Origin of the sequence: Embleya sp. NPDC050154 (genome assembly GCF_044460165.1) — a bacterium.
GTDB lineage: Bacteria > Actinomycetota > Actinomycetes > Streptomycetales > Streptomycetaceae > Embleya.
Window position 1 is genome coordinate 1 of sequence record NZ_JBITJP010000011.1, and the last position, 12,643, is coordinate 12,643.

At 71.7% G+C, this 12,643-nt stretch carries 13 protein-coding genes; 11 read left to right on the forward strand and 2 right to left on the reverse strand.

The window, feature by feature from the left end; all coding sequences use genetic code 11:
• The first annotated feature begins 201 nt into the window (after window positions 1–201).
• The 8 genes from ACIBSV_RS23135 (at window position 202) to ACIBSV_RS23170 (ending at window position 8,231) form a co-directional block, all read left to right on the forward strand.
• Entirely contained in the window at window positions 202–1,692 is a 1,491-nt protein-coding gene (locus tag ACIBSV_RS23135) for an AI-2E family transporter (RefSeq protein ID WP_395865938.1), read from the forward strand.
• Window positions 1,693–1,852: 160 nt separating this feature from the next.
• A complete protein-coding gene (locus ACIBSV_RS23140; protein WP_395865940.1) occupies window positions 1,853–2,968 on the forward strand; it encodes an ABC transporter ATP-binding protein in 1,116 nt (371 codons plus the stop codon).
• 3 nt (window positions 2,969–2,971) lie between these two features.
• Window positions 2,972–3,916, forward strand: coding sequence for an ABC transporter permease (locus ACIBSV_RS23145; protein ID WP_395865942.1), 945 nt, complete (start codon window positions 2,972–2,974; stop codon window positions 3,914–3,916).
• A 306-nt stretch (window positions 3,917–4,222) separates the two neighbouring features.
• Entirely contained in the window at window positions 4,223–6,118 is a 1,896-nt protein-coding gene (locus ACIBSV_RS23150; RefSeq protein ID WP_395865944.1) for an ATP-binding protein, read from the forward strand.
• Complete coding sequence (locus ACIBSV_RS23155) at window positions 6,115–6,570, forward strand: roadblock/LC7 domain-containing protein (RefSeq protein WP_395865946.1); 456 nt, start codon at window positions 6,115–6,117, stop codon at window positions 6,568–6,570. Before ACIBSV_RS23150 ends, ACIBSV_RS23155 begins: the two co-directional genes overlap by 4 nt.
• Window positions 6,560–6,964, forward strand: coding sequence for a DUF742 domain-containing protein (locus tag ACIBSV_RS23160; protein ID WP_395865948.1), 405 nt, complete (start codon window positions 6,560–6,562; stop codon window positions 6,962–6,964). The genes ACIBSV_RS23155 and ACIBSV_RS23160 overlap by 11 nt, the downstream gene beginning before the upstream one ends.
• A gap of 40 nt (window positions 6,965–7,004) precedes the next feature.
• The gene (locus ACIBSV_RS23165) at window positions 7,005–7,598 is read left to right on the forward strand and encodes a GTP-binding protein (protein ID WP_395866498.1); all 594 of its coding nucleotides are present in this window, start codon (window positions 7,005–7,007) and stop codon (window positions 7,596–7,598) included.
• A gap of 447 nt (window positions 7,599–8,045) precedes the next feature.
• On the forward strand, window positions 8,046–8,231 hold the full coding sequence (locus ACIBSV_RS23170; RefSeq protein ID WP_395865950.1) for a hypothetical protein: 186 nt from the start codon (window positions 8,046–8,048) through the stop codon (window positions 8,229–8,231).
• A gap of 154 nt (window positions 8,232–8,385) precedes the next feature.
• Here the strand turns inward: ACIBSV_RS23170 and nucS are convergent, their stop codons facing one another.
• Window positions 8,386–9,045 (reverse strand): endonuclease NucS, encoded by a 660-nt coding sequence (gene nucS / locus ACIBSV_RS23175; protein ID WP_395865952.1) that lies wholly within the window; start codon window positions 9,043–9,045, stop codon window positions 8,386–8,388.
• A gap of 394 nt (window positions 9,046–9,439) precedes the next feature.
• On the opposite strand from nucS, the gene ACIBSV_RS23180 reads away from it, so the two are divergent.
• The 3 genes from ACIBSV_RS23180 to ACIBSV_RS23190 all read left to right on the forward strand — a co-directional run bounded on the left by ACIBSV_RS23180 (window position 9,440) and on the right by ACIBSV_RS23190 (window position 12,243).
• Complete coding sequence (locus ACIBSV_RS23180; protein WP_395865954.1) at window positions 9,440–9,832, forward strand: SCO5389 family protein; 393 nt, start codon at window positions 9,440–9,442, stop codon at window positions 9,830–9,832.
• 240 nt (window positions 9,833–10,072) lie between these two features.
• The gene (locus ACIBSV_RS23185; RefSeq protein ID WP_395865956.1) at window positions 10,073–11,614 is read left to right on the forward strand and encodes a long-chain-fatty-acid--CoA ligase; all 1,542 of its coding nucleotides are present in this window, start codon (window positions 10,073–10,075) and stop codon (window positions 11,612–11,614) included.
• 176 nt (window positions 11,615–11,790) lie between these two features.
• Window positions 11,791–12,243 carry a hypothetical protein gene (locus ACIBSV_RS23190; protein WP_395865958.1) on the forward strand — a complete coding sequence of 151 codons (453 nt, stop codon included), beginning with the start codon at window positions 11,791–11,793 and terminating at the stop codon, window positions 12,241–12,243.
• Here the strand turns inward: ACIBSV_RS23190 and ACIBSV_RS23195 are convergent.
• Window positions 12,227–12,526 carry a hypothetical protein gene (locus tag ACIBSV_RS23195; RefSeq protein ID WP_395865960.1) on the reverse strand — a complete coding sequence of 100 codons (300 nt, stop codon included), beginning with the start codon at window positions 12,524–12,526 and terminating at the stop codon, window positions 12,227–12,229. The genes ACIBSV_RS23190 and ACIBSV_RS23195 overlap by 17 nt on opposite strands.
• Window positions 12,527–12,643 lie beyond the last annotated feature (117 nt).

A 12,643-nucleotide genomic window follows, 5' to 3' on the forward strand; every position in this document is an offset into this window, starting at 1 on the left:
GGGGGGGGGGGGGGGGGGGGGGGGGGGGGGGGGGGGGGGGGGGGGGGGGGGGGGGCCGGGGGGGGGGGGGGGGGGGGGGGGGGGGGGGGGGGGGGGTGGGGCCCCCCCCCCCCCCCCCCCCCCCCCGGCCGCATTTTCATGACGCGATCTCGGGGCGCGCGCCGATCGCGCGCGCCGCGCCGAGTCGGCGGATCCGAACGGGTGGACGAGGAGCAACGGGGCATGGGTCGACTGGGCAACATCTGGCCGCGGCGCAGATCGGGGGCGCCCGCCGGCGGTACCGCCCCGGATCCGGGCGCGGGGGTGGACGGGGCCGCTCCCGACGCACCGCCCGCGGCCGGTGCGGACGCGGCGGCTCCTGCCGATCCGGGCAAGCCCGGGACCGCGCCGACGACTTCGACCGACGAACCGGCGCCCGCGCGGGTGCCCGCCCAGGTCGCGTCGGCGCAGCCCGGCTCGGCGGCCGGCGCGTCGGGCCCGGGCCCGGCGGCCCCGGCCGGCGACGACACCGGGACCTCCGTACCGGTCCCGGCCGACGCCAAGGCCCCGGCGTCCGCTTCGACATCGGCCTCGACACCCGCCTCGGACTCGGGCTCGGACTCGGACTCGCCCACGGTCGAGCCGTGGACCGGGATCGGCTCGCGATTCGGCGATCCGGGCCGGCCGCTGCATCGGTCGTCGCCGTTCTATATCGGCTTCATCGGCGGACTCGGGCTGATCACCGCGTGGTTCCTGGCCCAGGCCGTGATGGGCATCCAGCACGTCCTGATCATCATCCTGATCTCGTTCTTCCTCGCCGCGGGCCTGAACCCGTTCGTCGAACGGCTGGAGCGTCGCGGCCTGCCCCGGCGCTGGGCGGTGTGCGCGGTGGCGCTCGGCTTCGTGATCGTGGCCGCGGGCTTCGTCACCGCGATCGCCCAGCCCCTGGTCGAGCAGACCTCGAATCTGATCAACTCGATCCCCGACAGCCTCACCGAGCTGCGCAACAACGAGAGATTCCGCAAGCTCGACGAGAAGTACGACATCGTCACCCGGGCCAAGGACTGGGCGGCCAACGCCAAGACCGCGGAGAACGTGGCGGGTGGGCTCTGGGGCTTCGGCAAGATGGTGCTGACCTCGGTGTTCGACACGCTCACCGTGATCGTGTTGACGCTGTACTTCCTGGGCGCGCTGCCCAGCATCAAGGAGCACCTGTACAACCTGTTCCCGAAGTCGCGCCGACCGCGGGTGCGGCTGCTCGGCGACGAGATCCTGTCGGGCATCGGCGGATATGTGAACGGCGCGCTGATCGTGGCCAGTTGCGCGGGTCTGTCCTCGTTCATCTTCCTGATGATCCTGGGCAACGACTACGCGCTGCCGCTGGCCCTGGTGATCGCGTTCACCGACCTGATCCCGATGATCGGCGCCACCATCGGCGCCGCGGTGGTGTCGCTCGTGGTCTTCTTCGACTCCCCCGGCAAGGCGCTCACCTGCGTGATCTTCTTCCTGGCCTATCAACAGTTCGAGAACTATCTGATCTATCCGCGGGTGATGAACCGCGCGGTGAACGTACCGCCGGCGATCACGGTGATAGCGGCGCTGGTCGGCGGCGCGCTGCTCGGGGTAACCGGGGCATTGCTCGCGATTCCGATCGCGGCCGCCGTACTGCTCATACTTCGCGAAGTGGTCACACCTCGACAGGATCAGGCGTGAGCCTGTCAATCATCCTCGAGGATGATGCTGCGGGACTTCCCTCGAACTCGTGACCCAGCACGGGCCCGACGCGCGGCGGCCGTGCTCGGCGGCGATTCGGCCTAAGCTCGAACCCTTCACAGACTCATGCACCGAAACCATCCTGGGAGTGCGGCAACAGATGATCGAAGCGAGAGGGCTCACCAAACGCTACGGAAACAAGCTGGCGGTGGATCAGCTTTCCTTCCAGGTGCGTCCGGGCTCGGTGACCGGCTTCCTCGGCCCCAACGGTGCCGGCAAATCGACCACCATGCGGATGATCCTCGGGCTGGACGCGCCGACCGGCGGCAACGTCACGGTCAACGGCCGCCCGTACGACCACGTCCAAGCCCCGCTGCGGGAGATGGGCGCGCTGCTGGACGCCAAGGCGATGCACGGTGGCCGTACCGCGTACAACCACCTGCTGTGCCTCGCGCAGAGCAACGGCATCCCCAATCGCCGGGTGGACGAGGTCCTGGGGATGGTCGGCCTGACGCAGGTCGCCAGGAAGCGCGCGGGCGGCTTCTCGCTCGGCATGGGCCAGCGGCTGGGCATCGCCTCGGCGCTGCTGGGCGACCCCGGCATCCTGATGTTCGACGAGCCGGTCAACGGGCTCGACCCCGAGGGCATCCTGTGGATCCGGAACCTGATGAAGCAGCTCGCTTCCGAGGGCCGCACCGTGTTCGTCTCCAGCCACCTGATGAGCGAGATGGAGGTGACCGCCGACCACCTGATCGTGATCGGTCAGGGGCGGATGATCGCCGACACCTCGATGCGCGACTTCATCGAGACCAACTCGCAGTCCTTCACCGTGGTGCGCTCGCCGCAGGTGGACCGGCTCAAGCCGCTGCTCCAGGGCAAGGGGGCGACGATCACTCCCGACCAGGCGGTGCCCGGTTCGTTCCGCGTGCACGAGCTGCCCCCGACGGTGATCGGTGACCTCGCCGCCGAGCACGGCATCGCGCTGCACGAGTTGTCGCCGCGCTTCGACTCGCTCGAAGAGGTCTACATGCGGATGACCCAGCACAGCGTGGAGTACCGCGCCGGGCTGCCGGGCGGTCCGCCGCCCGGATGGGGTCCGCCCGGGATGGCACCGCCGCCCGGTTATCCACAGCAGGGTGCTCCGCAGTTCGCCGGCCCGGCCGGTTATCCACAGCAGCAGGGTGCGCCCGGCGCACCGTGGGGAGCCCCCGCCGGGGCGCCGCCCGCCGGTGCCCCGTCCCTGTCCAAGCCGCAGTCCAACGGAAGCGAGGGCTGAGCGATGGCGCAGAACACTCCGCCCCCCATGCCGCAGGGCCAACCGCACGTGATGCCGCAGGCGCAGATGGCCGCGCCGCAGCAGACCCAGCAGTTCCCGCCGCCGGGGCAACAGGCGCAACAGCAGTTCCCGCCGCCCGGTCAGCAGGCGCCGTACCCGCCGGTCCAGCAGTTGCAGGTCGGCGGGCAGGTCGGCGGCGGCAACGCGGGCTTCGGCCGGGTGCTGCTGTCCGAGTGGACCAAGATCCGCACGGTCCGCTCGACCATGTGGACGCTGGTCGTGATGGTGCTGCTCATCCTCGGCCTGGGTGTGCTGCTCGCCGGCACGGTCAGCCCGGATGCCGACGACGACTACGTGAGCATCGCGCTGATCGGCGTGATCGTCGCGCAGCTCGCCGCCGCGACGCTGGGTGTGCTGACCATCTCCGCCGAGTACACGACGGGCATGATCCGCACCACGCTGACCGCGTACCCGCGCCGGCTCCAGGTGCTGGTGGCCAAGGGTGTGGTCTTCGCCGGCCTGATGTTCGTGGTCGGCGTGGTCACGATGGGCCTGACCGCCGTGCTCGGCAAGGCGATGCTCACCTCGCGGATCGGTGACTCCACCGCCGAGGTGGACCTGTTCCGCAGTGTCGTCGGCGGTTCGCTCTACCTGGCCGTGATCGGTCTGTTCGGGCTGGGCCTGGGCGTGCTGCTGCGGCACTCGGCGGGCGCGATCACCGCGCTGATGGGCGCCATCCTGCTGCCGATGATCATCGGCCCGTTCCTGCCGCAGTCGGTCGGCGAGAAGGTCATGGAGTACTCGCCGATGTTCGCCCTGGGCAAGCTGATCGGCGGTGGTGGCGACGACGGCGGTCCGGGTCCGTGGCCCTCGCTGTTGCTGATCGCGGCGTACGCGGCGCTCGCGCTGATCGCGGGCGGGGTACGGATGCGTTCGCGCGACGTGTGACCCGTCCGGTCCGGCGGTTTGCCTGACCATTCGTCAAAAATGTTGGTCCGCATACCGAAAAGGTCTCGCTCGACAGTCGTCGGGCGGGGCCTTTCGGCCGTTTTCGGGGCGACTCGCGCAACCACGGAAGATACATCCGGAGATAGTCCGACGATATGCTCACGTCCCATGTATGGGCAGGGGGATCCAGGAACACCCAACGCAGCGGACGCGGCATCTGTGCGCGTCCCCGCTCCCGTTCACCAGAGCCGGCGCTCGGGGGGCGGACTGGCGGCCGGGCTCGGTTCCGCGGCGGCCGTCTTCGCGTTGGCGGGGATCGCCACCGCCGTCGTCCTGCTGGGCAACTCCGAGACGGTGTGGGAGTCGGTGCTCGCGGGCACGCTGCTCACCACCGCCGTCGCCCTGTCCTCGATCGCCGCGTGGTTGCGCCATCGGGTCTCCGAGCGGCGGATCGCCCGACTCCGTGAGCTGACCGTGCGTCAAGCCGCGGAGAGCGCCCGGCTGGAGGCCGAACGCGCCCGGCTGGAAGCCGAACACGACGAGCTATTGCGCGGCCGCGCGGCGCTCGCCGACGAGGAGACCCTGATGCGCGGCCGGGTGCACGACGTGTTCGTGAACCTGTCGATGCGCACGCTGACCCTGGTCGAGCGGCAGTTGGACCTGATCGAGAAGCTCGAACACGGCGAGGACGAACCCCAGCGGCTCCAGGACCTGTTCCGGCTCGACCACCTCGCCACCCGGATGCGCCGCAACAGCGAGAACCTGCTCGTGCTCGCGGACGCGGACGAACGGCGCGGCCGGCGCCCACCGATCCCGCTGCTCGACGTGGTCCGCGCCGGCGTCTCCGAGATCGAGCGCTACGAGCGGATCGACGTCGGCCACGTACCGCGCGCCGACGTACTCGGGCGCACCGCCGACGACGTCGGCCACCTGCTCGCCGAACTCCTGGAGAACGCCGCCGCGTACTCGGCGCCCGAGTCCCGGGTGGAGATCGGCGGTTGGACGCTGGAGAACGGCGAGGTCGTGTTGTCGGTGGACGACAACGGGATCGGCGTACCGGCGGACCGGCTCACCGAGTTGAACTCGCAGATCGAGCGGGACAGCGCCGAGGAGGAGGCCGCCAGTGGCGGCGGCCTGGGCGTGTTCGTCGTCGGCCGGCTGGCCCGCCGACACGGGATCAGGGTGCAACTGCGCCCGCGCCCGCAGGGTGGCCTGAGCGCGGTCGTGGTGATCCCCGCCGCGGCCTTCCACGGTCAGGGCCCCTCCCCCGCCGAGTTCTCCGCCGAGCGCGACCGGGAGCAGGAGCGCGAGCGGGACCGGATGGCCATCCCGGGCGTGGCTCCCGGCGCGCGGGCGATCCCGCCGGGCGCGGCCCGACTGGCGCTGCCGTCGGCCCGACCGGTCGGTGCGAACCCCGCGCCCGCCGTCGCGATCGAGCCCGCCGCGGCGACCCGGGTCACGCCCGCGTCGCGCGGTCCGGTGGTGCCGCGCGAGGACGCCGCGCCGCCGGCCCGGACGCCGAAGGGGCTGCCCAAGCGCACGCCGGCGGCCAACCCCGAGCCGGCACCGGACGAGGCGGCGGCCAAACTGGTCGCGCCGGGTGCGCTGTTCCCCGCGGTCGAGGCGCTGATGGGCGAGGACGGCGCCGAGGCCCCGCCGACCGGGACGACCCCGAAGGCCGCTTCGAACTCCTCCGACGGCTCGCACGGCTCGGATGCCTCGAACCCCTCCGCGGCTTCGAACGGTTCGACCACGTCGCCCGCTTCGACCACATCGGCTGCCTCGACCGCTTCCGCCGCCGCGAATGCCCGGGACGTGCCGCGGGTCGCGCCGCCCGCCCGCCGTACCGCGGCCGCCGAGCCGCGGGCGCGGTCGGCCGCGCCCGCGAAGCCGCAGGCGGCCGCGAGCGGGGACGGAACGGGGCCCGCCGTCTCCTCGGTCGGCCGGACCCGGCGCGGGCTGCCCAAGCGCCTCGTGGCGGGCGACAACAGCGGTGCGATGCGCATCGTGCCCCCCGCGGAGGCGTCCCGGGACACCGGTACGCTCTCCGCCGCCGAACTGCGCAGGCAACTGACGGGCTTTCAGGAAGGTCTGGAGGCGGCCCGCCGGGAGGGCGACACGACCGATCCGGTCGGGTCGTCCGACGAAGAACCCACCTTCCCGCCGGACGCGCGGGAGGAGACAGGAGGTGGAGACCGGTGACCGGGTCGAATGGCACCACGGCACGCGATGTCGACTGGCTGGTGGCCGGCCTCGCCGGGGATGTCCCGGGGGTCCGCGAGGTCGTCCTGGTCTCCTCCGACGGCCTGATGCTGGCCAGCGCGCGCGGCCCGGACGCGGCCGCCGCGGCGGAGGACGCCGAGGAACAACTCGGCGCGATCGTCAGCGGCCTGGTGGCCCTGGCCGAGGGCACCTCGCGCGTGCTCGACATGGGCGCGGTCCGCCAGGAGATCGTCACGATGGCCGAGGGCTACGTCGTGGCGATGTCGATCAGCGACGGATCCTGTCTGGGCGTACACGCGGGCGGGTCCGCCGACCTCGGCGTGATCGCCTATCAGATGACCTCGTTCGTACGGCGCGCCGGCCACGTCCTGACGCCGGCCCTGCGCGCACAGATGCACCAGGACCGTGGAGGTGGTCGCGTTGGCTCCTGACGGCGGTTTTTCCGACTACGACACCGAGCGGGGATATCCGACCAGACCCGAACCGGGCGGTCGCACCTCGCGGGTACGCCCCTACACGCTGACCCGAGGCCGTACCCGTTACGGCCACGTACTGCTGGTGGAGACGCTGGTCACCACCCTGGACTGTCCGCAGGACGGCACGGGCGACATGCCCGAGGTCGCCAGGATCGTGCACCTGTGCCGAGGGGTGCGCTCGGTGGCCGAGGTGGCCGCGATCCTGCACATGCCGCTCGGCGTGGTCCGGGTCCTGATCAGCGACCTGGCCTCGCAGGGCCGAATCAGCGTGTACCAGGCCGAGCACGAGGCCGGCCGCCCCGATCGCGCGCTGCTGGAGAGGGTGCTCGGTGGACTACGCAAAATTTGATCTGGGTGGGACCGGCGGGCTCGGCGACGAGGTTCCGGCCATCCCGCTGCCCGCGGCCGGCGCCGGTGGTCGACGGATCGGCGAGGGACCGCCGATCACCTCGACGAAGATCGTCGTCGCGGGCGGCTTCGGGGTCGGCAAGACCACCCTGGTCGCGGCCGTCTCGGAGATCCCGCCGCTGACCACCGAATCGGTCATGACGGTGCTCAGCGAGGACGTCGACGACCTGTCCGGCCTGCCGGAGAAGCGCACCACCACGGTCGCGATGGACTTCGGCCGGATCACCCTGGAAAGCGACCTGGTGCTCTACCTGTTCGGCACCCCGGGGCAGAACCGGTTCTGGTTCATGTGGGACGACCTGGTGCGCGGCGCGGTGGGCGCGATCGTCCTGGTGGACACCCGGCGGCTGGAGGACAGCTTCCCGGCGGTGGACTACTTCGAGCGATCGGGCATTCCGTTCGTGGTCGCGGTCAACCTCTTCGACGACGCGCCGCGCTATCCGGAGGAGGACCTGCGCGACGCGCTGTCGATCAGCCCGCGCACGCCGATGACCGAATGCGACGCGCGGGTGCGGGAGAGCGCGGTGGACGCCCTGGCCGAATTGGTCGTGCACGCGCTGGACCTCACCCCGTAGGGACGGACGACACCTCGGAACCCGTGGACGGCGACCTCACCCTGCGTGCGATCGGGCACGTGTCCGGCCCGCGTGGAACTCGTGGACGACCACCGGGGGAACGTGTCCTCGGTGATCCGCCTGGACGCCGGGCGGTTCGGGCCCGGAGGCGCTCGCCGGCCCGGACGAGTTCTCCCACCCGGAGGTGGTCTTCCACTTCCACCGGGTGCCGGACGAGGCGATCGAGACCGGCGCCCGCCGCCCACGCGGCAACCCGGACCGGCCCCTCGTCGGCATCTTCGCCCAACGCGCCGCGACCGCGTCCTGGCAGCGTCACCGAGACCACGAATGCCGCGAGACCTACCACTGGACCTACACCCTGGCCCGCTCCACCGCCGTGACTTCCCTCGAAGAAACCCTCATGCGCTCCATGGCCGCCCGTCCGGAAGGCTCCCGCCCCCTCTCGACGTGTACTCCGGAATCCGCAAGCCCTCCGAGCTCCTCACCCCGGGAGTCCTCGCCGGGCTTCTCGCCCGCACCCTGCTCCGCCCGGGCGTGAACCGGGCGGCGGTCCTGCGCACCGCCCTCTCCGAAGCCCGCGAACAACCGGGCACCCGACGGGATCTGCGCCGGCAGCGAGCACCACGCCCATGACCGGGGAAGCCCCACCACCACCGCTCGTCCGCAATCGGCGCCTGGCAGGCTCCGACACACGGGTCGAGCCACCCCGGGCGGCTCCACGCCTGGCGGAAGTTCGGCGCCGGGACCGGTCCCCGGGTCCCGAGGATCGGTCCCGGCGCCGAACCGGTCAGAACAGCTTCAGTTTGTCGTCCTCGGTGCCGCGTAGGGCGTTGTAGTCCAAGGTGACGCAGGTGATGCCCCGGTCGACCGCGAGCACACGGGCCTGGGGCTTGATCTCCTGGGCGGCGAAGACGCCCTTGACCGGGGCGATCAGGGTGTCGCGGTTGAGCAGTTCGAGGTAGCGGGTGAGTTGTTCGACGCCGTCGATCTCGCCTCGGCGCTTGATCTCGACCGCGACGGTGGTGCCGTCCGCGTCTCGGCACAGGATGTCGACCGGGCCGATCGGGGTGGGGTACTCGCGGCGGATCAGGGTCCAGCCGGCGCCCAGCGCGTCCAGTCGATCGGCCAGCAACTCCTGGAGGTGGGCCTCGACGCCGTCCTTGACCAGGCCGGGGTCCACGCCCAGCTCGTGCGACGTGTCGTGCAGTACTTCCTCGATCGTGATGATCAGCTTCTCGCCGGCCTTGTTGATCACCGTCCACACGCCGTCGCCCTCCTTGAGGGTGCACGGCGGACTCATCCAGTTCAGCGGCTTGTACGCGCGGTCGTCGGCGTGGATGGACACGCTCCCGTCCCGCTTGACGAGGATGAGCCTGGGGGCGGACGGCAGGTGGGCGGTGAGTCGCCCGACGTAGTCCACGGAGCAATGGGCGATGACGAGACGCATGCCCCGACGCTACCGCCTTCGCGACCCCTGACTCGGCCATCCCCTCATCGGCGCCTCGACCCGTGTGACGCACGTCATGGCGGCGCCCCGGGCCGTTCGGCCGGGACCGGAGGCCGTGTTCGGCACGCGGATCCGTCCGTACGATCGCTGGGTACGGCCCCGGACCGGGCCGGAGTACGGACGGGCGGTCGCGCGTTCGTGGTCGTGTTCACCGACCGTTCGCTATGGAGCAACGTGTGCCCGATGTCCTACGGTGAGTCAGGAGACGGTGCGGGCCGCGCGGATGGGCGTTCGGGGCGTGTCGTGATCGGAGCATGGGCGCCACCTGCTACGTACCGGACACGACCCGTACCGCCGGGCGAACTTGCGTACGTCCCGGCCGGAAGGAGCACCGATGTCGCTCGATGTGCCTCCGAAGTTGTTGGAACAGGCCGAACGCGGTGACGTGGACGAGGCCGAATTCGTCGACTGCGTGCGCACCTCGCTGCCCTACGCCTGGCATCTCGTTTCCTCGTTGGCGACGCAACTCCAAGTGGATGGCGGTCCGTTCGCGGACAACCAGGTGCCGCCCGCCACCGAGACCGAGCGCGGGCAACTGCTTCGCGCGCTGGCCTCGGACGCGATTCGCGGCTCGATGGAACGGCATTTCGGGGTCAAGCTCGCGTTCCAGAACTGCCACCGGGTCGCGGTCTTCCCGGTCGAGGGCCTGGACGCGGACCGGTACGCCAAGTTCACCTCGATCCGGGGCCAACTGCTCAACCAGTCGCCGACGCTGCGCGACTGCTGACACCGCTTCGGAACCCTTCGGCGGCGCGGGCGGGCCTGACGGCGTGCCCGCGCCTCCGCATACCCGGCTCCCCCGCGCACGCGCGCCCCGGACCCCCGATCCGGCCCGCGGATACCCGCGCAGCCGCTCACCCCCGCCCCGCGCGCACCGCACCGTCGCGCCATGCCGCCCACACGCGCGGCACGCCGCACCGCCCACACCCGCGCGCCCCTCCCTCCCCTCCCACGCGAGGAGCAGTCCATGGGCATCACCCAGCCATTGCACCGTTGGGCCCAGCAGACCCCGGAGCGCACGGCCGTGATCGACGGCTGCGCGGGCACCACGTTCCACGAACTGCGCGAGCGCGTCGCCAAAGTCGCCGGCGCGCTGCGCGATCTGGGCGTCGGTGCCGACGACCGGGTCGCGATCCTGGCCCTGAACTCGTCCCGCTACCTCGAGTGTCTGAGCGCGATCCCGTGGGCCGGCGGCGTGCTGAACCCGGTGAACATCCGCTGGAGCGCGGCCGAGATCGCCTTCTCCCTGGACGACTCGCAGACCTGCGTACTGTTCGTCGACGACACGTTCGCCCCGCTCGTGCCCGCGCTGCGCGCCGCCTCGTCGAGCGTGCGCGAGGTCGTGCACATGGGCATCGCGCCGACCGGGCCCGGGACGCACGACTACGAGGAGTTGCTGGCGGCGGCCGAGCCGATCCCGGACGCGAACCGCGGCGGCGACGACCTCGCCGGGGTCTTCTACACCGGCGGGACCACCGGATTCCCCAAGGGCGTGATGCTCTCCCACGACAACCTGCTCGCGTCCGCGATGGGCGGCCTGGTCGCCACCGCCGCCTTCCGGATCGTGCCGGACGCGCGCGTGCTGCACGCCGCGCCGCTGTTCCACATCGCCGGGTTCGGGGTGTCGCTGATGACCTCGATCGTCGGGATCCCCCAGGTGGTACTGCCGTTCTTCGAGCCCGAGCAGGTCGCCGCGACCATCCGGCGGGAGCGGATCACCGAGGTCTTCCTGGCCCCGACGATGCTGCAAATGGTGCTGGAACACCCCAGGTTCGCCGAGTACGACGTGTCCTCGCTGCGGCTGCTCACCTACGGTGCGTCGCCGATCACCGCCGCGCTGCTGGAGCGAGTACTCAAGGCGCTGCCCGGCACCGCCCTGGTCCAGGCCTACGGCCAGACCGAACTCTCGCCGCTGGCAACGCTGTTGATGCCACAGGACCACTTGGACGCGGACCCGACGCGGCTGCGCTCGGCGGGTCGGCCGTGCCACCACGCCGAGGTACGGATCCTGGGCTCCGACGGGCGCGAGGCGGCGCGCGGCGACGTCGGCGAGATCGTCTCGCGCGGGGACCACGTGATGCTCGGCTACTGGAACCGGCCCGACGAGAGCGCACAGGCGCTGCGCGACGGCTGGATGCACACCGGCGACCTGGGGTTCATGGACACCGACGGCTACGTCACCGTGGTCGACCGGCTCAAGGACATGATCGTCACCGGCGCGGAGAACGTGTACAGCGCCGAGGTGGAGAACGCGGTCAACGCGCACCCCGACATCGCCGCCTGCGCGGTGATCGGTCTGCCCGATCCCACGTGGGGCGAGCGGGTGCACGCCGTCGTGGTCCTGCACCCGGATCGCGAGCTGACCGCCGAGCAGGTCCGCGCCCACGTCAAGACGTTGATCGCCGGCTACAAGGCGCCCAGGAGCGTCGAGTTCGTCGACGCGTTGCCGTTGACCGCGGCCGGCAAGGTGCGCAAGTCCGTGCTGCGAGAGAGGACGACCCAGGCGTGAACCCGACCATGCTCGACCGCTACGTCTCGCTGCGCATCGGGCGACGCGGCTGAGCGGACCCACCGCCCCGGCGCCCGGGACCGGCGCCGGGGCGACGCCTCACGCCCGGCCGGCGCCCCCACCGGACTCGAACGGACTCTCGACAAACCCGCGCCCAGCGGGCACGATCGCGGCTTATGACGGTGACCCGGGGGATCGTGACGTACGCGGCGGTCGTGACATTGACCATCGAGGCGGTGGCCGCGGTCGTCGGCTGTGGCGTGGTCGCGCCGATCGTGGTCATGAACGCGCTGTCGGACCGGTACGCGAGCAAGGGGACCGCGGCCGGCGCCCTCGGGGCCGCCTTCTTCGTGCTGCTCGGCCTGGTGATCGTGATCTGGTCGGTCTGGGCGGTGAACAACCTGCGGGATCGGCTGCACACCGGATCGACCTCCCGGGTCGGCCTGATCGGCGCGGCCGGTCTGCATGTGGCGAGCTCGGCGGTCGCGCTGATCTTCCCGATCGTGCTCGCGGTGACCCTGCCGGCCCTGGCGCTGCTGCTCGCGGCGACGCTGGCGACCCGCCCCCGGCGCCCGACCGGTCGACGGATGGCCACGGGTCGGGACGGGGCCTCTACCGTCGCCGGGTGATCCGCCGGTGCCCGCGGCTGTTCCAGCACGGGCGATGCCAGTGCCGGCGCTCCTCGACCCGGCCGTCCGCGGACCACGCGACCAGGTGCGGCACGCCCGGCGCGATCTCGTGGTCGCATCCGGGGCAACGGTAGGTCTTGGTCGCGGCCTGACCGCTGATCGGTCGCACCAGCCAATCCCCGTCCATCCCCGACTCGCGCTCCTCGAAGCCGAGGCTGGGGTCGCGGGGTTCGTCCCGGTCGACGGACCGGGAGCGGCTGGTGGGCTTGTTACGACGCGGCACACAAAAAGGGTACGGGTGCACGCGCCGCGTGCACCCGTACCCCTCTCGTACTACTTACTCCCGTCCGACCGCGACCGGTCCGGCCGCATCGCTCCGGCCCGCAGCGCTCCGGCCCGC

What these genes read in the sequence shown, in the direction of transcription:
- ACIBSV_RS23140 (WP_395865940.1), top strand. Translation starts at nt 1,853, where the DNA reads ATGATCGAAGCGAGAGGGCTCACCAAACGCTACGGAAACAAGCTGGCG.
- ACIBSV_RS23145 (WP_395865942.1), top strand. Translation starts at nt 2,972, where the DNA reads ATGGCGCAGAACACTCCGCCCCCCATGCCGCAGGGCCAACCGCACGTG.
- nucS (WP_395865952.1), bottom strand. Translation starts at nt 9,045, where the DNA reads ATGCGTCTCGTCATCGCCCATTGCTCCGTGGACTACGTCGGGCGACTC.
- ACIBSV_RS23180 (WP_395865954.1), top strand. Translation starts at nt 9,440, where the DNA reads ATGTCGCTCGATGTGCCTCCGAAGTTGTTGGAACAGGCCGAACGCGGT.
- ACIBSV_RS23185 (WP_395865956.1), top strand. Translation starts at nt 10,073, where the DNA reads ATGGGCATCACCCAGCCATTGCACCGTTGGGCCCAGCAGACCCCGGAG.
- ACIBSV_RS23190 (WP_395865958.1), top strand. Translation starts at nt 11,791, where the DNA reads ATGACGGTGACCCGGGGGATCGTGACGTACGCGGCGGTCGTGACATTG.